Source organism: Pectobacterium aroidearum (assembly GCF_041228105.1).
Classification (GTDB): Bacteria; Pseudomonadota; Gammaproteobacteria; order Enterobacterales; family Enterobacteriaceae; genus Pectobacterium; species Pectobacterium aroidearum.
Genome location: NZ_CP166097.1, coordinates 4,771,597 through 4,794,595 on the forward strand (window position 1 = coordinate 4,771,597; position 22,999 = coordinate 4,794,595).

Annotated in this window: 19 protein-coding genes; 5 read left to right on the plus strand and 14 right to left on the minus strand. The window is 55.8% G+C overall.

Annotation, left to right across the window (positions count from 1 at the left end; all coding sequences use genetic code 11):
- Positions 1–3 precede the first annotated feature (3 nt).
- A complete protein-coding gene (gene arcB / locus AB8809_RS21505) occupies positions 4–2,373 on the minus strand; it encodes an aerobic respiration two-component sensor histidine kinase ArcB (RefSeq protein ID WP_349856739.1) in 2,370 nt (789 codons plus the stop codon).
- 119 nt (positions 2,374–2,492) lie between these two features.
- Positions 2,493–3,422 (minus strand): TIGR01212 family radical SAM protein, encoded by a 930-nt coding sequence (locus tag AB8809_RS21510; RefSeq protein ID WP_349856740.1) that lies wholly within the window; start codon positions 3,420–3,422, stop codon positions 2,493–2,495.
- A gap of 651 nt (positions 3,423–4,073) precedes the next feature.
- Between AB8809_RS21510 and gltB the strand changes: the two genes are divergently transcribed.
- Positions 4,074–8,534 (plus strand): glutamate synthase large subunit, encoded by a 4,461-nt coding sequence (gene gltB / locus AB8809_RS21515; protein WP_180778484.1) that lies wholly within the window; start codon positions 4,074–4,076, stop codon positions 8,532–8,534.
- Positions 8,535–8,543: 9 nt separating this feature from the next.
- Complete coding sequence (locus tag AB8809_RS21520) at positions 8,544–9,962, plus strand: glutamate synthase small subunit (protein ID WP_012773016.1); 1,419 nt, start codon at positions 8,544–8,546, stop codon at positions 9,960–9,962.
- Between the two features lie 66 nt (positions 9,963–10,028).
- Here AB8809_RS21520 and AB8809_RS21525 read toward each other — a convergent pair whose 3' ends face one another.
- Positions 10,029–10,442 carry a GFA family protein gene (locus tag AB8809_RS21525; protein WP_012773015.1) on the minus strand — a complete coding sequence of 138 codons (414 nt, stop codon included), beginning with the start codon at positions 10,440–10,442 and terminating at the stop codon, positions 10,029–10,031.
- Between the two features lie 378 nt (positions 10,443–10,820).
- Here AB8809_RS21525 and AB8809_RS21530 point away from each other — a divergent pair, with 378 nt between their 5' ends.
- Positions 10,821–11,594 carry a (S)-acetoin forming diacetyl reductase gene (locus tag AB8809_RS21530; RefSeq protein WP_256542524.1) on the plus strand — a complete coding sequence of 258 codons (774 nt, stop codon included), beginning with the start codon at positions 10,821–10,823 and terminating at the stop codon, positions 11,592–11,594.
- An 81-nt stretch (positions 11,595–11,675) separates the two neighbouring features.
- Here AB8809_RS21530 and sspB read toward each other — a convergent pair whose 3' ends face one another.
- The 5 genes from sspB to zapE form a co-directional block, all read right to left on the minus strand.
- On the minus strand, positions 11,676–12,179 hold the full coding sequence (gene sspB, locus AB8809_RS21535) for a ClpXP protease specificity-enhancing factor (protein ID WP_012773013.1): 504 nt from the start codon (positions 12,177–12,179) through the stop codon (positions 11,676–11,678).
- 5 nt (positions 12,180–12,184) lie between these two features.
- Positions 12,185–12,826 (minus strand): stringent starvation protein SspA, encoded by a 642-nt coding sequence (gene sspA, locus AB8809_RS21540; protein ID WP_005975503.1) that lies wholly within the window; start codon positions 12,824–12,826, stop codon positions 12,185–12,187.
- A gap of 330 nt (positions 12,827–13,156) precedes the next feature.
- Positions 13,157–13,549, minus strand: a complete 393-nt coding sequence (rpsI, locus tag AB8809_RS21545) for a 30S ribosomal protein S9 (RefSeq protein WP_012773012.1) — start codon at positions 13,547–13,549, stop codon at positions 13,157–13,159.
- A gap of 15 nt (positions 13,550–13,564) precedes the next feature.
- Positions 13,565–13,993 carry a 50S ribosomal protein L13 gene (gene rplM, locus AB8809_RS21550; RefSeq protein ID WP_012773011.1) on the minus strand — a complete coding sequence of 143 codons (429 nt, stop codon included), beginning with the start codon at positions 13,991–13,993 and terminating at the stop codon, positions 13,565–13,567.
- Positions 13,994–14,230: 237 nt separating this feature from the next.
- Complete coding sequence (zapE, locus tag AB8809_RS21555) at positions 14,231–15,382, minus strand: cell division protein ZapE (RefSeq protein WP_181829980.1); 1,152 nt, start codon at positions 15,380–15,382, stop codon at positions 14,231–14,233.
- 215 nt (positions 15,383–15,597) lie between these two features.
- On the opposite strand from zapE, the gene zapG reads away from it, so the two are divergent.
- Together zapG and degQ are read left to right on the plus strand one after the other, a co-directional pair.
- The gene (zapG, locus tag AB8809_RS21560; protein ID WP_005975485.1) at positions 15,598–16,002 is read left to right on the plus strand and encodes a Z-ring associated protein ZapG; all 405 of its coding nucleotides are present in this window, start codon (positions 15,598–15,600) and stop codon (positions 16,000–16,002) included.
- 275 nt (positions 16,003–16,277) lie between these two features.
- A complete protein-coding gene (degQ, locus tag AB8809_RS21565; protein ID WP_012773009.1) occupies positions 16,278–17,648 on the plus strand; it encodes a serine endoprotease DegQ in 1,371 nt (456 codons plus the stop codon).
- Positions 17,649–18,057: 409 nt separating this feature from the next.
- On the opposite strand, the gene AB8809_RS21570 is transcribed toward degQ, so the two are convergent.
- The 6 genes from AB8809_RS21570 to AB8809_RS21595 are packed head-to-tail and all read right to left on the minus strand — an operon-like array spanning position 18,058 to position 22,996.
- Positions 18,058–18,303 (minus strand): DUF2274 domain-containing protein, encoded by a 246-nt coding sequence (locus AB8809_RS21570; protein ID WP_349856741.1) that lies wholly within the window; start codon positions 18,301–18,303, stop codon positions 18,058–18,060.
- The gene (locus AB8809_RS21575; protein ID WP_349856742.1) at positions 18,300–19,577 is read right to left on the minus strand and encodes a TrbI/VirB10 family protein; all 1,278 of its coding nucleotides are present in this window, start codon (positions 19,575–19,577) and stop codon (positions 18,300–18,302) included. The genes AB8809_RS21570 and AB8809_RS21575 overlap by 4 nt, the downstream gene beginning before the upstream one ends.
- Before the next feature lie 2 nt (positions 19,578–19,579).
- Positions 19,580–20,572, minus strand: coding sequence for a P-type conjugative transfer protein TrbG (gene trbG / locus AB8809_RS21580; RefSeq protein ID WP_191863236.1), 993 nt, complete (start codon positions 20,570–20,572; stop codon positions 19,580–19,582).
- The gene (trbF, locus tag AB8809_RS21585) at positions 20,569–21,273 is read right to left on the minus strand and encodes a conjugal transfer protein TrbF (RefSeq protein WP_191863237.1); all 705 of its coding nucleotides are present in this window, start codon (positions 21,271–21,273) and stop codon (positions 20,569–20,571) included. The genes trbG and trbF overlap by 4 nt, the downstream gene beginning before the upstream one ends.
- Before the next feature lie 17 nt (positions 21,274–21,290).
- The gene (trbL, locus tag AB8809_RS21590) at positions 21,291–22,685 is read right to left on the minus strand and encodes a P-type conjugative transfer protein TrbL (RefSeq protein ID WP_349856743.1); all 1,395 of its coding nucleotides are present in this window, start codon (positions 22,683–22,685) and stop codon (positions 21,291–21,293) included.
- Entirely contained in the window at positions 22,682–22,996 is a 315-nt protein-coding gene (locus AB8809_RS21595; protein ID WP_010280362.1) for a hypothetical protein, read from the minus strand. The genes trbL and AB8809_RS21595 overlap by 4 nt, the downstream gene beginning before the upstream one ends.
- Positions 22,997–22,999: the final 3 nt, after the last annotated feature.

Consider the following 22,999-nt stretch of genomic DNA (forward strand, 5'->3'; position numbering starts at 1 on the left):
ATATCAGGATTCTTTTTCTGCTTTTGCTACCCAATCACGCAGCACCTGAACATCATGACGCCAGTCGTGCTTAAGTTCATCGCCCCATTCCTGCACGTTATCCCACCATGCTGGTAGCGATGACGTCTGAATCTGCTGAGCAACTTGCTGAAGATGCCGTAACCCGACGGAACCTGCCGCCCCTTTGATTTTGTGCCCTTCTTCCGTAATGCCCTTCTGGTCACGCGCCGTCATGTTGGAATCCAGAATCGCCAGATAGCCAGGCATCATCTGTTCAAACATTTCCAGACTCTGATGGATCAGTTTCGGCCCGACCAAATCCAGATACTGCTCAAGCATCGGGATATCCAGTAGATCTTCTTCTGCTTTTGCCATTTCAGTCCCCTCCTCAATCACTGGTTCTTCCGTCCACACCGTGTGAGTGTCCCAGAATTGCTTGATGACGGCCGTCAGCGCAGGCACCGATAGCGGCTTGCTGAGCACGTCATCCATCCCCGCATCCAGATATTCGCGTTTATCTTTCAGCACATTCGCCGTCAGCGCCACCAGCGGCGGCAGGCTGCGGTTGCCATAGCGCGCACGCAACTGACGCGCGACGTCGAGCCCGGTCATATCCGGCAGTTGAATATCAAGCAGCACCAGATCGAACTCATCGGGATCGAACATATCCAGCGCGTCCTGCCCGGTCATGGCGACATCCACGCTATTGCCCAACTTTTCCAGCACCGAACGCGCGACCACTACGTTTAGCTCAATATCTTCCACCAGCAAGACGTGAAGCGCTGGCAGCGGCAAATCATCGTCGTCGTCCAGACCGCTTCCTGCTTCATCGACGCTCGGCGCAATGACCGTCAGGGTAAAGCAGGAACCCTTGCCTTGTGTGCTGGAAACCTGGATATCGCCCCCCATATTCTGTGCCAGACGTTTCGACACCGCCAGGCCGATTCCCGTGCCCGTTGCGGGCTTCCCGCCGTGCTGGTCTTTGACCTGATAATACATGGCGAAGATTTTTTCCAGCTCATCTGCCGGAATACCCATCCCGGAATCTTCAACCTCAAAGCGCAGGCGATCGCCCTTTTCATGCCAGACGCGCACCACAATTTCACCTTTTTCGCCGTTCTTCCCCTTCGGCGTGAATTTCACCGCGTTACTGAGCAGGTTCCACAGAATCTGCCGCAGGCGCGTTCCGTCGGTAATCACTTTCTGCGGCAGAGGGTAGTGCTGGTCCATAATCAGCTTCAGGCCTTTCGGTTCCGCCAGCAGGCCACCGAGGTTCTCCAGATCAACCAGAAAACCGGTAAAATCGATCGGCTGGTTATCCAGTTGCACCTTACGGCGCTCCTGTTTGTCCATCTCAATCACGTCGTTAAAGATATTGCCCAACGTAATCGCGCTGACGTGGATGGTTTTCAGGTATTTTTGCTGTTCAGGGTCAAGTTGCGTGTCCAGCAGGATGCGACTTAACCCGACAATGCCATTAAGCGGCGTACGAAGCTCGTGGCTGATTGTTGAGATGAAGGTGGTCTTCTCCCTACTGGCGTTCTCTAACGCGTCCTGGTAACGCTTACGCTCCGTTATATCGCGTCCAAACCCCATGAGCCCGTGACGTTTGCCCATCCGGTCATAAAACGGCACCTTACGCAGCTCAAAACAGGCTTTACGACCATCGGGGTAAACCAGCCACTGTTCATAGGTCAGAGAAACGTTATGACGGAACACTTTCTCGTCCGTCTCCATCACTTTTTCGGCAATATCGGGGGAGTAAACATCCTGCGGCGTCAGGCCAATGAGCTGCTTCTGGCTTTTACCTACCAGCAGTTCCATCGCCCGGTTGCAGCCGGAGAACTCTTTATCTTCGTTACGGTAGTAAACCAAATCCGGTGAGGCATCGAGGAACGAGCGCAGCAACGCCGACTGTTGCTCCAGCTCAATCTGCGCTTGTTCGCGGCGGGACATCTCTTCTTTAAGCCGGCTCATTACCAGCACACGCGCGTCTTCCGCTTTGATACGGTCGGCGATTTCCTGATTGAGTTGCGCGATGTTCTCCTGAAGCTGCTCGTTCAACTCCAGATCCCGATGGCGCATTTCTTCCAGCTTCGCTACCAATTTCGACAGCCGCTGGCGCGACTCTTCGAGCTGTTCCACCACCACGGAGAGAAAATAAACGGCCCAGGGCGTAATCAACAGCCCGAAGAAAATGGAGCGGACGACGTCGATGTTCTCGACTTCCCCACTGAGCAACAGGGTGACCGCCATTTGCACCACCATCGCCAGCAGCACCAATACCGAGGCCAGCAGCAGTGAAAAACGGACAAGCCCCAGTTTTACCATCAAATCAACATAGTACTGAGCCAACAGACGAATTTGCTTCATAGCGATTTCCCTTAGTCACCAACCCGCGCATCATAACGTAAAACGACGGTTTATACGGTGCGGCCGCACAGATTCACAGCACGATATATCAGCCGCTACCGCCAGTATCGTCTGCTACATCAGACTTCATCATAGCGGTAGGGCGTCCCCAGCGCGGAACCCTGTACGCCGTGCGTTTGCAGATAGCGATCCAACTCCACCATGCCCGTCCAGCGGTTTTCACACCACAGCGGCGCCAGCAGGGTCGGACGGCGAGCGCTGGCAGAAATGCGGTGATAGATCACCTCCGGCGGCGTATGGCGAATCATCTCTCCCGCCGTCTCCACGTAGCGATCCAGCGCCAGCTCGGGCAGCCTTCCCGCTCGCCAGGCTTTCGCCATCGTGCTGCCTTCCACGATATGGAGAGGGTGAAGCTTAATGCCCTCTACGCCAGTCTCAACCACCTGCTCTAGCGTCGATAAACAGCGCTGGGCGTCTTCTCCCGGTAAACCGACAATCAGATGGCTACACACTTTCAGACCGCGCTCACGCGCGCGGCGTGTGGTTTCCTGATAGCAGGCGAAATCATGTCCGCGATTAATTCGGTGCAGCGTTTTGTCACACGCGCTTTGCAGCCCCAGTTCCAGCCAGACCTCGTAACCCTGTTCATGATAGCGGGACAGCAAATCCAGCACCGCATCAGGCACGCAGTCAGGGCGCGTGCCCACGCACAGCCCCACCATTTCGGCCTGCATCAGCGCTTCCTGATACATGCTTTCCAGAACCTGAACTTCGGCATAGGTGCTGGTATAAGCCTGAAAATAAGCCAGATAGCGTTTGGCCCGGTTCACCTTTCCCGCCTGCGTTTCCAGCTGCTGCGCGATGCTGCGTTGCTGCATCTGTTCATCGGCAAACGAGGCCACATTACAAAACGTACACCCGCCTCGCCCCAGCGTGCCATCACGGTTAGGGCAATTAAAACCACCGTGTAGCGTCAGCTTGTGGATCTTCTCGCCGTAACGACGTTGAAGATTTCCGCCAAACATATTGATTAATTTTTGCAATTGCATATTCTAACCTGCTCCCTTGAGGAACAGCAGACTACCTTTCTCTTGCCCCCTTCGCGATGACCGCGATCAATCACACACATCCCAATGAAATGCATTTTTATTCGCTTTTAGTGAAAATAAACTCACGTCGGTGCTAATTAATTTTTCTTATCCCGTATGCAGGCTTAATGAAAAGATGAAGCAATACTTAAAAATAGTTTCATAAAATCTAAAAGTAGCCATATACAGCAGAATATTCTAGAGCGCAGAAAGAACGTAGCATGGATAAGGGTTCTCACGCTTTTGTATAGTGATACAGCTCACACTTCAATTAAATCCCATATTCACTTCCCGAGATAGTTTTTCTAAAAAAATCATTATGTTTCATAGGTATAATTAAAAATTATCGTTTATCAGCACATTTTGCACTGGTATTTGACCTGAACAGGGTTTCTCGCTAATTTGGGAATCCGCTGGAAGCTTTCCTGACGGGTCCATGATTCGTCATATTTATGCAGTAAATGAAGACTCCCTCTAAAAACAAGTCATTTACCACTTGTGAGACCGTCACGAGAGGCCGAAGAAGAGAGCGTAATACTAGCCGCTCAACGCCACGGTGCTTTCTCGCAGTAGGTTGTGAGAGTCACACAGAGCCTGGGGAGGTTCACTAATATGTTGTACGATGCATCCCAAGAGAGAGATAACTGTGGTTTCGGATTAATCGCCCATATAGAAGGTGAGCCGAGCCACAAAGTAGTGCGTACCGCGATTCACGCACTCGCACGCATGCAGCACCGTGGCGCAATCCTTGCTGACGGCAAGACTGGCGACGGCTGCGGTTTATTACTTCAGAAGCCCGATCGTTTCTTTCGTCTGGTCGCGGAAGAGCATGGCTGGCGCTTAGCCAAAAACTACGCCGTTGGCATGATGTTTCTCAATCAGGACGAAGAGCTGGCTCGCGCCACGCGTCGGATTGTAGAAGAAGAGTTGCAGAACGAAACGCTGTCCGTACTGGGCTGGCGTGAAGTGCCAACCAACCCGGATGTACTGGGTGAAATTGCCCTGTCATCCATGCCGCGTATTGAGCAAATTTTCGTTAACGCCCCCGCTGGCTGGCGTCAACGTGATATGGAACGCCGTCTGTTCATGGCGCGCCGCCGTATCGAAAAGCGCATCGAAGATAAAGACTTCTACGTCTGTAGCTTCTCCAATCTTGTCACGATCTATAAAGGTCTGTGTATGCCGGCGGATTTGCCGCGCTTCTACCTCGATCTGGCTGACCTACGTCTGGAATCTTCGATCTGTCTGTTCCACCAGCGTTTCTCAACCAACACCGTGCCACGCTGGCCACTGGCGCAGCCGTTCCGCTATCTGGCGCACAACGGCGAAATCAACACCATCGCCGGTAACCGCCAATGGGCACGCGCGCGTGCTTACAAATTCAAAACCCCGCTGATCCCAGACTTGCAGGATGCCGCGCCGTTCGTCAACGAAACCGGTTCTGACTCCAGCTCGCTGGATAACATGCTGGAACTGTTCCTGAGCGGCGGGATGGATATCATCCGCGCCATGCGCCTGCTGGTTCCGCCAGCCTGGCAGAACAACCCAGATATGGATCCTGAACTGCGCGCCTTCTTCGATTTTAACTCCATGCACATGGAGCCGTGGGATGGCCCGGCCGGTATCGTGATGTCCGACGGGCGCTATGCCGCTTGTAACCTGGATCGTAACGGCCTGCGCCCTGCGCGCTACGTCATCACCAAAGACAAGCTGATCACCTGCGCATCTGAAGTCGGTATCTGGGATTATCAGCCGGATGAAGTGGTTGAAAAAGGCCGCGTTGGTCCGGGCGAACTGATGGTGATCGACACCCGCAGCGGCCGTATCCTGCACTCTGCCGAAACCGATAACGACCTGAAAAGCCGCCATCCTTACAAAGAGTGGATGGAGAAAAACGTTAAGCGCCTCGTGCCGTTTGAAGAGTTGCCGGACGATCAGGTCGGCAGCCGTGAATTCAACGACGATCTGCTGGAAACCTACCAGAAACAGTACGGCTACAGCAGTGAAGAGCTGGATCAGGTCATTCGCGTACTGGGCGAAAACGGTCAGGAAGCGACCGGTTCCATGGGTGATGACACGCCGTTCGCCGTGCTGTCGAGCCGTCCACGAATCATTTATGACTACTTCCGCCAGCAGTTCGCGCAGGTCACCAACCCGCCGATCGACCCGCTGCGTGAAGCACATGTGATGTCATTGGCGACCAGCATTGGCCGCGAAATGAACGTCTTCTGTGAAGCGGAAGGCCAGGCTCACCGTCTGAGCTTTAAATCGCCGATCCTGCTTTACTCCGACTTCACACAGCTGACGTCGCAGGATGAACTGCACTATCGCGCCGACACGCTGGATCTGACGTTTGATCCGTCGCAGCAAACGCTGCAACAGACCATCGAAAAACTGTGTGACGAAGCAGAAAGCAAAGTCAGAGACGGTGCCGTTCTGCTGGTGCTGTCTGACCGTGGCATTAGTGAATCACGCCTGCCTGTCCCTGCGCCGATGGCTGTGGGTGCCGTTCAGCGCCGTCTGGTGGAAAAGAGCCTGCGCTGTGATGCCAACATCATTGTTGAAACCGCCAGTGCACGTGACCCTCACCACTTCGCCGTGCTGTTAGGCTTTGGTGCGACGGCTATCTACCCTTACCTCGCCTACGAAACGCTGGCGCGGATGGTGGATAACCACACCATCGACAAACCTTACCGCGCCGTGATGCTGAACTACCGTAACGGCATCAACAAAGGCCTGTACAAAATTATGTCCAAAATGGGCATCTCGACGATTGCGTCTTATCGCTGCTCCAAGCTGTTTGAAGCTGTGGGCCTGCATAAAGATGTGTCGACGCAATGCTTCCTGGGCGTCGTCAGCCGCATCGGCGGTGCAAACTACAGCGACTTCGAACAGGATCTGCTGAATCTGTCCAAGCGTGCCTGGCTGAAGCGCAAAACACTGGAACAGGGCGGCCTGCTGAAGTTTGTTCACGGCGGCGAGTACCATGCCTACAACCCGGATGTGGTTACCACGCTGCAAACCGCGGTGAAAACCGGGGAGTACAGCGATTACGAGCAATACGCCAAACTGGTTAACGAGCGCCCGGCGGCCACATTACGCGACCTGCTGGCGCTGAAACCACAAGAAGGCGCAGCCATCGCTATCGACAGCGTTGAACCTGCATCTGAAATGTTCAAACGTTTCGATACCGCAGCCATGTCTATCGGTGCACTCAGCCCAGAAGCGCATGAATCTCTGGCAGAAGCGATGAACGGGCTGGGCGGTTTCTCCAACTCCGGTGAAGGTGGTGAAGATCCCGCGCGTTACGGCACCAATAAAGTGTCCCGTATCAAGCAGGTTGCTTCTGGTCGCTTTGGCGTGACACCAGCCTATCTGGTCAACGCCGATGTAATTCAGATTAAAGTGGCACAAGGTGCGAAACCGGGCGAAGGCGGTCAGTTACCGGGTGATAAAGTTACGCCGTACATTGCCCGTCTGCGCTATTCCGTGCCGGGCGTGACGCTGATTTCACCTCCGCCACACCATGATATTTACTCTATCGAAGACCTGGCTCAGCTGATTTTCGATCTGAAGCAGGTTAACCCGAAAGCGATGATTTCGGTAAAACTGGTGTCCGAACCGGGCGTTGGTACCATCGCTACGGGCGTTGCCAAAGCGTATGCCGACCTGATCACCATCGCCGGTTACGACGGCGGCACGGGTGCTAGCCCGCTGTCCTCCGTGAAATACGCGGGCTGCCCGTGGGAACTGGGTCTGGTAGAAACACAGCAGGCTTTGGTATCCAACGGTCTGCGCCACAAAATCCGCCTGCAGGTGGACGGTGGTCTGAAAACAGGTCTGGATATCGTCAAAGCGGCGATTCTGGGTGCGGAAAGCTTTGGCTTCGGCACCGGACCGATGGTCGCGCTGGGCTGTAAATACCTGCGTATCTGCCACCTGAATAACTGTGCGACAGGCGTTGCGACGCAGGATGAGAAACTGCGCCGCGATCACTATCACGGCCTGCCTGAGCGTGTGACCAACTACTTCCAGTTCATCGCACACGAAACCCGCGTGCTGATGGCAGAGTTGGGCGTCAGCCGTCTGGTGGATCTGATTGGCCGCACCGACTTGCTGGTCGAGCTGGACGGTTTCAGCGCTAAACAGAACAAACTGGATCTGTCTCCGCTGCTGCACGCTGCACAGCCTCAGCCGGGTAAAGCGCTGTACTGCACTGAAAGCAATCTGTCGTTCGATAAAGGCTTGCTGAACAAAGAGCTGCTGGCACAGGCACAGCCGCACATCGATTCGAAACAGGGCAAAGCACTCTACTTCGATATCCGCAATACCGATCGTTCTGTCGGCGCGACGCTATCCGGTGCAATTGCCGAGAAACATGGCGATCAAGGGCTGGCTGGCGATCCGATCAAAGCCTACTTCTCCGGTACCGCAGGGCAGAGCTTTGGCGTCTGGAACGCAGGTGGCGTAGAACTGAAATTAACCGGCGATGCCAACGACTACGTGGGCAAAGGCATGGCGGGCGGCAGCATTTCCGTGCGCCCTCCGGTGGGTTCAGCCTTCCGCAGCCACGAAGCCAGCATTATTGGTAACACCTGCCTCTACGGTGCTACCGGCGGTAAGCTGTTTGCCGCAGGCCGCGCAGGTGAGCGTTTCGCCGTGCGTAACTCCGGCTGTATCACCGTGGTAGAAGGCATCGGCGATAACGGCTGTGAGTACATGACGGGCGGTATCGTCTGCGTGTTGGGTCGTACCGGTGTGAACTTTGGCGCAGGCATGACCGGCGGGTTCGCCTACGTGCTGGATGAAGACGGTGAATTCCGCAAACGCGTTAACCCGGAACTGGTAGAGGTGCTGGATGTGGAAGAGCTGGCAATTCACGAAGAGCATCTGCGTGGCCTGATCACCGAGCATGTACAGAATACTGGTTCACACCGCGGAGAAGAGATCCTCGCTAACTGGCCGACCTGGGCACCGAAGTTTGCTCTGGTGAAACCGAAGTCAAGTGATGTGAAGGCATTGTTGGGTCACCGTAGTCGTTCCGCAGCCGAGCTGCGGGTTCAGGCGCAGTAAGAGGTCATCATGAGTCAGAATGTTTACCAGTTTATCGACTTACAGCGCGTTGATCCGCCCAAGAAACCGCTGAAAATTCGTAAAATTGAATTTGTTGAGATCTACGAGCCGTTCTCAGAAAGCCAGTCCAAAGCTCAGGCAGACCGCTGCCTGGCGTGTGGTAACCCTTACTGTGAGTGGAAGTGTCCGGTACATAACTACATCCCGAATTGGTTGAAGCTGGCGAACGAAGGCCGCATTATCGAAGCGGCTGAGTTATCACACCAGACCAACAGCCTGCCGGAAGTCTGCGGTCGCGTGTGCCCGCAGGATCGTCTGTGTGAAGGGTCATGTACGCTGAATGATGAGTTCGGCGCAGTCACCATCGGCAACATCGAACGCTATATCAATGATAAAGCGATCGAGATGGGCTGGAAGCCAAGCGTAGCCAACGTCAAACCGACCGGCAAACGCGTGGCTATCATTGGTGCTGGCCCGGCAGGGCTGGCCTGTGCCGATGTACTGGCGCGCAATGGCGTACAGGCCGTCGTCTTCGATCGTCATCCTGAGATCGGTGGCCTGCTGACCTTCGGTATCCCCTCTTTCAAACTGGAAAAAGAGGTGATGGTGAAACGTCGTGAGATTTTCACCGAGATGGGCATCGAATTCCGCCTGAACACCGAAGTCGGCAAAGACGTGCAGATGAAAGCGCTGCTGGACGAATACGATGCCGTATTCCTCGGCGTCGGCACCTATCAGTCTATGCGCGGTGGATTGGACAATGAAGACGCTCAGGGTGTCTACGATGCTCTGCCGTTCCTGATTGCCAACACCAAGCAACTGATGGGCTTTGAGGCCGCAGCAGACGAGCCTTACGTCAGCATGCAAGGTAAACGCGTTGTCGTGCTGGGCGGTGGTGACACCGCGATGGACTGCGTGCGTACCTCGATTCGTCAGGGTTCAACGCACGTTACCTGTGCCTATCGTCGTGATGAAGAGAACATGCCGGGTTCCAAACGCGAAGTGAAAAACGCGCGTGAAGAAGGCGTCGAGTTCAAGTTCAACCTGCAACCGTTAAGCGTCGAGATCAACGGCGCTGGCAAAGTATGCGGCGTGAAAATGGCGCGTACCGCACTGGGTGCGCCGGATGCCAACGGGCGTCGTCGTCCTGAAATCGTTGAAGGTTCCGAGCACGTTCTGGAAGCCGATGCGGTCATCATGGCGTTCGGCTTCCGTCCGCACAAAATGGCGTGGCTGGCAGAACATGACGTCAAGCTGGACGATCAAGGTCGTATTGTCGCACCGGAAAGCTGCGATAACGCCTTCCAGACCAGCAACCCGAAAATTTTTGCGGGTGGCGATGCAGTACGCGGTTCCGATCTGGTGGTTACCGCCATCGCAGAAGGCCGTAAAGCCGCTGACGGCATCATGAACTATCTGGAAGTGTAAGAACGACTCACTTCTCTTAAGGGCAGCGCTGGCTGCCCTTTTCTTTTCCCACCGTAACCTCAGTATTCAATCTTTACCTGCATAAAGCGCGATAATATCCTGCTCAGTCAGCGTCGGCGTCTTCTCAACAAATGAGTAGTAGCCCGGTTTCTTATCAATATAAATCTGCGATATCAGCTTCTTATCCGTCTCGTCGGCAAAGAAACCCGCCGGAATATGGTAGGCATCACCGCCACGCAATCGGTAGAACAGATGTGTTCCGCATACGCGGCAAAAACCGCGCTCGGCCCATTCCGATGACGGCCAGACCGTAATATTCTCCTCGCCTTCTATCTCAATCGCCGGATCGGTACATTCAACCGCCATGAGCGGCCCACCGCCCCACGTCTGGCACATTCCACAGTGACAGGCAGCAACGTCCCGGACCGAATGCGCCGTGGAAATCGTTACGCCGCCACATAAACAACGACCTTGATGCATAGACCCTCTCCTGATTTTCTGCGTGTTCGAATCGCAATACCCTAACAAGGTATATCACTGCCAGGTTCGGTTATAGCATAGGTTATCTACGCTCTTTCCCTTATTCTCAGGAAGTCGGACAGTGATCCACTTTCACTCTACCTTTCCCTAAACGTCGTGCTCAGACGCGGAAGTAATCTGCTCCGTATCAGCCAATGGCAACCGCTCCATTCCCCTTCGGAATATCACACCAGAAAGTCCAATAAAAACTTTAACTTTACACTCACCCCTAAAGAATTTTTCGTAATAAATCCTGCAATATCACGCTAAAGGCCTACACTTACCTCCGACATTGATTTGTCTTTATTGAGATTGGATTTCATTAAGGAGGAAGGAACTATGGCAGTCGAAGTGGCCCTTGTAACAGGTGCTGGTCAAGGTATTGGCCGTGCTATTGCTCTCAGACTGGCGGCAGACGGTTTTGCCGTCGCCATCGTGGATTACAATCAGGAAACCGCGCACAGTGTGGCGCAAGAAATCGAAAAAGCTGGCGGACAGGCTATCGCATTACAGGCAGACGTCGCGGATCGTGAGGCCGTTTTCGCAGCCGTTGCCGCAGCTAAAAAGCGCTTTGGTGACTTTAACGTCATCGTCAATAACGCTGGCGTTGCCCCTTCAACGCTGATTGAAGACATCACGCCGGAAGTCATCGATCGCGTTTATAACATCAACGTCAAAGGCGTTATCTGGGGGATTCAGGCTGCGCTCGACGCCTTTAAATCCCTGGGTCACGGCGGAAAAATCATCAACGCCTGTTCGCAGGCCGGACATGTGGGCAACCCTGAACTCGCCGTCTACAGCTCAAGTAAATTTGCGGTTCGTGGCCTGACACAAACTGCCGCACGCGATTTAGCGCCGTTGGGCATCACGGTCAACGGTTACTGCCCGGGTATCGTAAAAACGCCAATGTGGGATGAAATCGATCGGAAGATCTCCGAATCCGCAGGGAAACCGCGTGGCTATGCGACAGAAGAATTCGCCAAACGTATTACGCTGGGTCGCCTTTCTGAACCAGAAGATGTCGCTGCCTGCGTATCCTATCTGGCCAGCCACGATTCTGACTATATGACGGGGCAATCGCTATTGATTGATGGCGGAATGGTATTCAGTTAAGGGCAATTTCAGTTAACACTATTTTCAGCTAGCAACACGAAAAATAAGAAAGGGCACCGCAGTGGTGCCCTTGAAAATGACTTATTTAACCACCCGCAGCGATGGCCTGCCACCTTTAGGCGGCTGTGGCGGTTCATCATCAGAACCAGAGCCACCGTCAGGGGCTTCAGAATCAGGCGAGCTATCGACAATCGACATCACTGTCCCTGAAGGGGCGCCTTCCTGGAAGTCTTCAAATTCGCCTGCGGATTCTTCGTAAGCAGGTTCAGGCTCAAACATCGTTCCAGCCCCGTTCTCACGCGCATAAATCGCCATTACGGCCGCCATCGGCACGTAGACCTGGCGCGGTACGCCGCCAAAACGGGCATTGAAACGAACGCTGTCATCAGCTAACTCAAGGCCGCCAACAGCGCGCGGTGCGATATTCAGCACGATCTGGCCGTCACGGGCGAACTCCATCGGCACCATAACACCCGGCAGAGTGACATCTACCACCAGATGAGGCGTTAATTGGTTATCCAGCAACCAATCATAAAAAGCCCGTAATAAATACGGACGACGCGGAGACAGTTGAGACAACGCCATACGGTTTAACCTCGGGTTTGCAAACGCATTTCACGTTCCACTTCCGTCAGGGAAGCCAGGAACGCATCACGCTCAAAGACGCGAGTCATGTAGCCTTTCAGTTCTTTCGCGCCCGAACCACTCAGTTCAATGCCTAACTGCGGCAAACGCCACAGCAGCGGAGCCAGATAGCAATCCACCAGACTGAACTCTTCGCTCATGAAATAAGGTGCTTCGTTAAACACCGGAGCAATAGCCAGCAGCTCTTCACGCAGTTGCTTACGCGCCGCGTCCGCTTCCTGCGCACTGCCATGGGTAATTTTCTTCAATAAAGAATACCAGTCGCTCTCAATGCGATGCATCATCAGGCGGCTGTTACCGCGAGCTACCGGGTAGACAGGCATTAACGGCGGATGAGGAAAACGTTCATCCAGATACTCCATGATAATGCGTGATTCATAGAGCGTCAGTTCACGATCGACCAGCGTTGGCACGGAACCGTAAGGATTGAGGTCAATAAGATCCTGAGGCAGATTATCCATGTCTACCTGCTCAATCTCGACACTCACACCTTTTTCCGCCAATACGATGCGGACCTGATGGCTAAAAATGTCGGATGGACCAGAAAACAGCGTCATTACCGAACGTTTGTTGGCAGCGACAGCCATGAAAACCTCCAAGTTTATCGAGAAAATATGGCGAATAGCCGCGCAGTCAGTAACCTGCAAACCGCTATTCGAAATTCTGCTCGCCAATGTGTGTAAACGTCACCTGACAAAATTCGGCGTTTTAGGCAGCTACGAGATAGCTGGCACACAGGCATAAAATCGGCGAATAGCTTATCAGATTTTGTTCGTTTTGTGGGGGTATAAGCGTAATTTCATCGCTAACATACGGAAAGCAAAGCGTATATTGCGAGGAATTTTTTTTCAGACATAAAAAACCCGGTGACCAGCACCGGGTTTTTCGCATTGATTTCGCTGCAAAGCAGCAAGAAATTAACGCTTGGAGAACTGAGGACGACGACGTGCTTTACGCAGACCGACTTTCTTACGTTCAACCTGACGAGCATCACGAGTAACGAAACCTGCTTTACGCAGTTCGCCACGCAGAGACTCATCATACTCCATCAGAGCGCGGGTGATACCGTGACGGATCGCACCAGCCTGACCAGAGATACCACCACCTTTAACAGTGATGTACAGATCCAGTTTCTCAACCATGTCGACCAGTTCCAGCGGCTGACGAACTACCATGCGGGCAGTTTCGCGACCGAAGTACTGTTCCAGACTACGCTGGTTGATAACGATGTTACCGTTGCCCGGTTTGATGAACACGCGAGCGGCGGAGCTTTTGCGGCGACCAGTGCCGTAGTATTGATTTTCAGCCATTGCCTATAATCCCGATTAAATGTCCAGAACTTGCGGTTGCTGTGCCGCGTGATTGTGCTCGGTGCCCGCGTAAACTTTCAGTTTACGGAACATAGCACGACCCAACGGGCCCTTCGGCAGCATGCCTTTAACCGCGATTTCAATCACACGCTCAGGACGGCGGGCAATCATCTCTTCAAAGGTCGCTTGTTTGATACCACCGATGTGGCCGGTGTGGTGATAATAAATCTTGTCGTTACGCTTGTTGCCAGTTACAGCAACTTTGTCAGCGTTCAGAACGATGATGTAATCACCTGTATCAACGTGCGGGGTGTATTCCGCTTTATGCTTGCCGCGCAGACGACGAGCCAGTTCAGTAGCGAGACGGCCTAAAGTTTTACCGTTCGCATCAACAACGTACCAGTCGCGTTTTACGGTTTCTGGTTTAGCTGTAAAAGTTTTCATTAAAAGCTTACCCAATAATTAGTTACACGTTGGTGAACACCCAAACGCTCAAAAACAGTTGAGGCTCACACGACCATCAAGTCCAGCAAACCTACCCCTTCGAATAGCCATTGCCGGCACTATAAAGTTTTTGGGAAAAAAACTTTGTTGTAACGTGGGGTCGCAAGATTATAGAGAAGTCATTCCCAAAGATCGACCTTTTTTCACACGCAAATGACTAAAAAACCGCAGCCTGCGTTATGCCAAATGTGGCTGTCGTAAGTACTCTTCACTCTGCATTTCCTGCAAACGGGACAGACAGCGCTGATATTCAAATTTCAGGTGTTCTCCCTGATAAATCTCAAACATGGATGCCTGGGCAGAAATAATCAATTTGATGCGACGCTCGTAGCACTCATCCACCAGCGCCAGAAAACGGCGGGCGGTGTTTTCTTCCTTCGTTTCCATCACGGTCACATTGTGCAGCAGCATCGTGTGGTAGAGACGCGAAAGCGCGATGTAATCATTCTGGCTGCGCGCTTCAGTACACAGCGTGTGGAAATCAACCGCCAGCACGCCCTCACTCACACCGAGTGTCGCCAACGGGCGATGATTGATCTCCAGCACCGGCCCCGGCGTCTGCCAGCGTTTCCCCGTCAGGCGGGTAAACATCTGCTGCATCGTGGCCTCAGTCTCTTCATTCAACGGAGACAGATAAAGGTGTGCCTGTGTCAGTGTGCGCAAACGATAATCGATACCTGCATCGACATTACGCACTTCACAGTGCTGTTTAATCAGCTCAATCGCAGGAAGAAAACGGGCGCGTTGTAATCCATTGCGATAGAGATCGTCTGGCGGAATATTCGACGTCGCCACCAGCGCGATGCCACGAGCAAACAGCGCCCGCAGTAGTTCAGCCAGCAACATCGCATCGGTAATGTCAGAAACGAAAAATTCATCGAAACACAGCACATCAGTTTCAGCTTTGAACCCATCAGCCACTTTTTCCAGCGGATTTTCCTGTCCCTGAAACTGGTTAAGTTCTTCATGCACGCGCAGCATAAAACGATGAAAATGCAGGCGCATTTTGCGCTCAGCGGGCAAGCTGTGAAAAAACATATCCATCAGCCAGGTTTTACCGCGTCCGACGCCGCCCCACATATACAACCCTTGAACTGGCGCAGATTCACGTTTCTCACGTAGCCCAAGCCAGCTACGCCATTTTCCCACGCGGCCGGATGCCCCTGCATTATCATCAGCAGCACGTTCGCATAGCGCCTGATGTATCGCTTCCAGGCGCACAACCGTTTGCCGCTGCACCTCATCCGGCTGATATTCACCAGCGGAAAGCGCCTGCTGATAAAGTGCCAAGGGTGTTGTTTGCTGCCGTGTTGTCTGTGGAGTAGCCATCGCAATCCCTGAGAAAAAAGTTAGTCGTGTTTTGCTGTGTGTTGCCGTCGATTTAAGCCGTAATCGTCGCAGTTAACAACCTTGATGTCTGCGGTGGGTCAACATTCCCTTCCGTCATCGAGTATCAGGATTCCACTCAGGCAAGGTTAACGGTTATAGTGACTATTATTAAGTGAAAAACCCTACGGGACAACGACGTCAAAATAGGAGCTATTATGACTTGGGAGTATGCGCTGATAGGTTTAGTAGTCGGTATTATTATTGGTGCTGTAGCCATGCGCTTTGGTAACCGTAAGCTGCGGCAACAGCAGGTATTGCAGAATGAGCTGGAGAAAAGCAAAACCGAACTGGAAGACTATCGTCAGGAATTGGTGGGTCACTTCGCCCGCAGTGCGGAGCTATTGGATAACATGGCGGATGATTATCGTCAGCTTTATCAGCACATGGCGAAAAGCTCCAATAACCTGTTACCTAACGTTCCCGGCCAGGATAATCCGTTTAAATATCGTCTGACCGAATCCGAAGCGGATAACGATCAGGCTCCGGTGAACATGCCACCGCGTGATTATTCCGACGGTGCATCAGGCCTGCTGCGGGGCGAACGCCCGATTCGCAAATAATTCAGTCTCCTCCAGCGTGAGGCTTTCTGGCCTCACGTTTTCCCTTCCTATGCTCTACGCTTAAAGCGTTTGTCCGTTTAAGACGCGCACCGTAGGCTGCCATCGTTCGATAACACCACCGTTCGGTAACACGTTGTATAAAAGCGATAGTTACAATCTGCTGACGAAACAGCAGTGAACTTTACACATTGATCGCCAGTCTGACTCTTCACCGTGTCTTTAAGTTTATATATCATCGTTTTATTCATCCGCAGGCCGTGAGAGAGTTAATAACAATGAAAAAAACATCATTATTATTTAGTGCACTGGCAATGAGTATAGGTTTGACCCTGTCCACGCTTCCCGTAGCGAATGCTGCGTTGCCTGCCGTGGTACAAGGTCAACAGACGCCAAGCCTGGCCCCGATGCTGGAAAAAGTCTTGCCAGCCGTCGTCAGCGTGCATGTTGAAGGTACACAGGTACAGCGCCAGCGCGTACCGGAGGAGTTCAAGTTCTTCTTTGGCCCGAACTTCCCAACGGACAAACAAAGCTCTCGTCCGTTTGAAGGATTGGGCTCTGGCGTCATTATTGATGCCGCAAAAGGTTACGTGCTCACCAATAATCACGTCATCAATAACGCCGACAAAATTCGCGTCCAGCTCAATGACGGGCGTGAGTATGAAGCAAAACTGATTGGTCGCGACGAGCAAACCGATATCGCCCTGCTACAGCTGAATGACGCCAAGAATCTGGTCGCAGTGAAAATGGCTGACTCCGATCAACTCCGCGTCGGTGATTTCGCCGTTGCCGTGGGTAACCCATTCGGCCTTGGTCAGACAGCGACATCCGGCATCATCTCTGCACTGGGGCGTAGCGGGCTGAATCTGGAAGGGTTGGAAAACTTCATCCAGACCGATGCGTCTATCAACCGTGGTAACTCCGGCGGTGCGTTGGTTAACCTCAACGGTGAGCTGATCGGTATTAACACGGCGATTCTGGCGCCGGGCGGCGGGAACATCGGTATCGGTTTCGCTATCCCCAGCAACATGGCTCAGAATCTGGCACAGCAGCTGGTTGAATTTGGCGAGGTCAAACGCGGGCTGCTGGGTATTAAAGGCAGCGAAATGACGTCTGAGATGGCGAAAGCCTTCAACGTCGATGCACAACGCGGTGCCTTCGTCAGCGAAGTCTTACCGAAATCTGCCGCCGCGAAAGCGGGTATCAAGGCGGGCGACGTGTTGACGACGCTGGATGGTAAACCGATCAGCAGCTTTGCGGAATTGCGGGCGAAAGTCGGCACTACCGCGCCGGGCAAGACCGTGAAAATCGGCCTGCTGCGTGATGGCAAACCGCAGGAAGTGTCCGTCGTGTTGGATAACAGCTCATCAGCGTCAACCAGCGCCGAAACACTTTCACCGTCATTGCAGGGCGCGTCTCTGACCAATGGCCAATTGAAAGACGGCAGCAAGGGCGTACAGATTGATAACGTCGCCAAAGACACACCTGCGGCGCAGGTTGGTCTGCAGAAAGGCGATATCATCATCGGCGTGAACCGTGAGCGTATTGAAAACATCACGCAGTTGCGCAAGCTGCTGGAAGCGAAACCTTCCGTTCTGGCTTTGAATATCGTCCGGGGCGAAGAAACGATTTATCTGCTGTTACGTTAATCACCTGTCGTCTTTTTCGGCAGCGTAATCAGACAGAACCTCGCTGATGTTAAAAAATTTCCGGGAGAAATTTTTAACGTTGTATCAGCAACGGCCCGTAAGGGTGGCGGCCAAGGATGGCACGCCATAAAAAATGTCCAGTGTCAAGCCTTTCGTGGAAACACGGCGGGCTTGAAACCATATACGGGGCAATAGGTTAGCTCTGTTTCGTGCCGCTTGCCGTGGAGGCGGCGTTGTGGGCTGGGAGCCACATAGGAGCCTTGAGAAAGCAAGCCGGGTCGCGCTGTGGCGGTGACGATTGCCAAGGGATGGCGGGCTTGTTCGGCCATCATAGTCCAATCGTTCGCGGCACCCCAGAACGAAGAACGCGCAGCGTTCAAGGGGTGGCCTGCTTGGTTACTGCGGATCATCAGCTTGGTTTTGGTGGCGCGACCTTACCCGCACTACCCTTCCTGAATCCTCTATCCCCAGCGATGAACGCCTCCAGCATGTGCGGGATCAGCGTCGTGGCATCGACCGCCTCGCCATACGCCTGCGCGTGCAACGCGGCGTAGCGGTCGAGGTCGGCTTTCAAGCTGGCCGGGCAGGCAAAGGTCAGCTTGACGCTTTCGAGCTTGGGTAGTGGCCCCAGCCGCAGTTTCCTGGTCGTGTTCATCGTGAAGTCCCCTTGTTGAAGAACAGCGGCTGATAAGGCCGTAGCACCAGATCGCGGTTTACGATGATGCGCACCGGCAAGCCGGGGCGGCTGGTCAGCGTGGGTTGGATGTTGAGGTTGCGCCGGGTCACTTCCTGGCCGACTTGGTTCACGGTGTCCTGCAGGCTGTCGCGCCCGGCGATGATGACGCGATCACCGTCCTGGTGGTTTTCAGGTGCAGCCAGTTCGGCTCCCACACCCAGCAGTGTCGTCAGCACGGCACCAGCAAAGATCCGATCCCAGTGCCAGTCCACGTCGTCTTCCAGACCGGCATAACCCGCCGGGTCGGTGCCGATCAGGTTGTCAATCGTGAGCGAAGACGTGTCCGGCAGGATGATGCGGTTCCACACCACTTGGACGCGGCTCTGCCCGTAGCTGACCTGGCTGTTGTACTTGCCCAGGATGCGCGAGCCCTGCGGGATCAGCAGGAACTTGCCAGTGGCCGTGTCGTAAATCGGCTCCGTCACCGTGGCGATTACGTCGCCCGGCAGGTCGGACTTGATGCCCGTCACCAAAGCTCCGGCTATGACGGTTCCAGCCATCACCTGATACGGCGAGGTGGGCATTTGCAAGTTGCCGGAGTTACGGGTTTCCGTAGAGCCGCCCGTCAGGAACGCCTCTTTCTGGTCTTGCCGGTTCTGCACGGCAGTTGGATCAGCGGGCTGGGCCGCCGTCGAGGCCGGGCCAGCGGCCAGCGGATCGAACGCAGCATTGGCAGCGAAGCCTGGTGCGGCAGCGACCTGCGACTGCGCCACGGGCGCTGCCTGCGTGGAACCAGTGGAAAAGAACACCGATGAAGCCGCAGCCGCTTCTGCTTCCTTGCGCAGCGCATCGTTAGGGTCGTAGCCCGGCGCGGCATAGGTGGCGGCAACTGGCTGCTGCGAGTTGACGATGGCTGGCCCCAGGTCGCCGGGCAAAGGAGGCCCCAGCTCCGGCACGTCAGGCGGCAGCGCTGGCAGTTTGGAATAGTCGGTCGGTAGCGCATCCAAACCTTCCGACTTGGACACGCGATCCACGTTGTACAGCACGGTGGATTCGCCCGCGCCGCGTTGCTGCGGTTGCAGTGACCAGATCAGCGCGCCCATCACGCCAACCGACAAGCTGCCGGCTAGGATGGCCAGCGTGCGCCGGTTCAGGCGCGTGACTGGGCGCGGTTGGGCGCGCAGCGCCACCGCCTCGGGTGCCACCTTGCCCACCTGCGGCGTGGCAAGGTCGGGAGTATCGTCCTGGCTCATGCTCAGTTCCTCCCGGCAATGCCACCCGTGCGCTCGATGCGTATCACATCGCCCATGTCGTCTCCCAGGCGCAGTTCTGCCGCACCGAACAGGCGATCAACGATGTAGTACGGTGAGCGGAAGCGATAGTTCACCAGTTGCCCGTCGCCCTGCGCACCGATGACGAACAGCGGCGGCAGCTCGCCCTGAGCGATGCCTGCCGGGAACTGGATGTACACCTTCTCGCCATCGTCGAAAGCGCGCAGCGGCTTCCATGGTGGATTGCTGCCGCTGATCGCATAGCGAAACCGGATGTTCTCCAGCGACAGGCCCGCATCGACCGGCGCGGCAGCGCTGGCAGCCTGTGCCTGTCGCTGCAAGGCCAGCATCCGATCCTTGGGGTAATCCCAGGACACCGACGCCATCCATGCCTTGTCGGTCGAAGTCAGTTCCAGCAGATAGGTGCGGCGGCTGGTGGTGATGACCAGATTGGTCTTCAACCCGGAACGGATAGGCTTGACCAGCACATTGACGCGCAGATCGGCCCCGCTGCCGCTGGAGGTGTCGCCCACAATCCATCGCACGGTATCGCCCGCAGCGACCGTCACCAATTCCTCGCCGGGCTGGAGCGCAATCACGGTTACGCGGCCCACGGACGCATAGACCTGATACAGCGCGCCATCGGTGAAGGGCCAGACCTGGATCGCATTGACATAGCCCTCACGAGTCGGCGCAATGCGCGCCTCGGCATTGGCGCGGGAGACGCGCACCTTCTCGTCGACAGGCTCCGGTGCCACCGGGGCCGCATCAACGTCCGGCAGTGGCTTCAACTGTGCGGGCAGCGCCAAGGGCTCGGGCACTGCCACGACTTCGATGGGCTTGGGCGGCTCGGGCAATGGTTGAGCCTGGATCGGCTCATCGAGTGATATCACAGGCGGCGGCTTGCCCTGCGTGGCGCAGCCCGCAAGTCCCAGCAGGATTAACGGCAAAGCGTAAAAACGGAAAGGCACACTCATGGTTTCACTCCTTCAGAAGAATCCAGTTCACGGCTCCACGACAAGCCATTGACGTAGATGCCCAGCGGGTTGCGGCGCAGGCGTTCTTCGGTGCGCGGGGTCTGCTGCACGATGGACACCACCGCCGTCCATCGCTCCAACCCGGCAGCCGCTCCATTGACGTAGCGGCGTTCCGTCCAGCGCACGTTGAAAGACGCATCGCTGGCGCGTACCACGCTGGTGATCTGTACCGTCACCGACTCCTTGCCGATGCGGGCGAACGGGTCATTCACCCGCGCATAGTCGTTGAGCACCGCCGCGCCCCGGTCGGTGGTGTAGTCGTAGGCATCGAGCCAGTTCTGCCGCACGACGATGGGGTCGATGGACAACGACCGCACCAGCGTCATGAAGCGCGCGATGTGGTGTGCCGTCTGCGCATCGGTGGGCCGGTACGGCGTGGCCGCTTCGCCTACGGTGCGCACCTGGCCGGACTGATCGACCTCGATGACATAGGGCGTAACGATGGATTGGGCCGAGCGCCACACCAAGCCGCCTGCCATCAGCAGCGCGAGCACCAGGCAGCCAAAAGCCATCAGCCGCCAATTCTTGGCCTGCACGCGGGCCGAGCCGATGCGCTCGTCCCACACCTGGGCGGCGGCTTGATACGGGGTGGCAGGCTGCGGCGTATCGGCATAGCGCACCTGCGGTCGTTTGAATCGCATGGAGTTCTCCTTGAAAGTCAGCTATCGGAATCCCGCAGGCTCGGGCCTTGGCCCGAACCGCCGCCGTCGCCACCGCGCAGCGTATGGGCGGCCGTGGCGGTGGCCTGGGTGAGTTGTTGGCGGCGTTGTAGGCGCTTGGCCCAGCCGGGTTGCTCCTGCTTCTGCGCATTGGCCGTGTTGCCGGCGGCATCGCCTGTGGTGGCCTGCCCGGAACTGGCAGCGCCACCGCCTGAACCACCATCGGTGCCGGAGCCTTGCCAGCCTGCTTTGAATGGCGCGGCAGTCTTGGCAGCGGCTGCTTTGATGCCAGCACCCGCGCGTTGACCTGCCGCCTGTGCGCCGCCCTTGGCGACAGTGCCCAGCCCTGCCAGCGCGCCTTTGGCCCCGCCGCCCGCAGCGGCGGAACCGGCCTGGAAAGCCGTCTTCGCGCTGCCAGCCGCCGAGGTTGCGGCCCGCGCACCAGACCCGGCGAGCTTGGCGGCAGCCGGTGCCATGCGCGCCCCGGCCATCACGGCTCCGCCCACGCCGGTGGCGGCGGCACCTACGGCAACCGCCGCGCCTGCGGCACCCACAGCAGCACCGGCCATCGCCCCGGCACCCAACTGCGGTGCGCCGGAAACCAGCCCGGTGGCAATGCCAGGGCCGAAGATCCCCAACGCCAGCAGCGTCAGTGAGGCCAGCATGATAACCACCGCATGGTCGATGGACGGCTCGGCTGGATGCACCTGGAACTCGGCAAACAGGCCCGAGCCGATGCCGACGATGACGGCCAGCACCAACACCTTGATGCCCGAAGACACCACGTTGCCCAGCACTTTCTCGGCGAGGAAGCTGGTCTTGTTCCACAGCGCAAACGGCACCAGCACGAAGCCCGCGAGCGTGGTCAGCTTGAACTCGATCAGCGTGATGAAAAGCTGGATCGCCAGAACGAAGAAACACAGGATCACCACCGCCCAGGCCAGGAACATGACCACGATGGGCGTCATGTTCACGAACACTTCGGGAAAGCCCGCCATGTCGCTGATCTGCTCAAGAATCGGTGCCGCCGCGTCGATGCCAGTCTTGGCCAAACGTCCCGGTTGCAGGAATTCGCCCATGCTCATCGTCGAGCCGCTGGCCGTCAGGCCCAGGCCCGCGAATGAGCGGAAGACGATGCTGGCCAGCCAGTTGAAGTTGTTGATGATGTAGGCGAAGGCACCGACGTAGAGCACCTTGCGCAGCAGCTTGGCGATCACGTCATCGCCTTGGCCGGTGGCGTGGCTCATCGCCCAGTACAACCCGGCAATCGTCATGTCGATGACGATCAGCGTGGCGGTGAGGAACGCGACTTCGCCCTGCAGCAGCCCAAAACCCGAGTCGATGTAGCGCGAGAAAGTAGCAAGAAAGCGGTCGATCACTGTCACGTCATTCATGGCACGTCCCCCTCGAAGGGCATGGCGTCTTGGTCACTGGCGGGTGTGTCAAAGCTCGGCGGGATCGGCGGCAGATCAGCCAGCGTGCGAAACTCGTCAGGCCCGGTTTCCCCGGCGAAGAAGCGCCGCCGGAAGGCATCGGCCGCGGCCAGGCAGGCGTCTTCGCCTGCCGTCGTCCTGTCGGCGGCACACTGCGCACGCAAAGCCTTTAGCCGCACGGGATCGGCGGCCAGAGCAGCGGCCAGGTCTTCGGTCGGCTGCTGGCCGCAAGCGACCAGCAGCACGGGCAGCACCAAGAAAACGCATCGCATGGC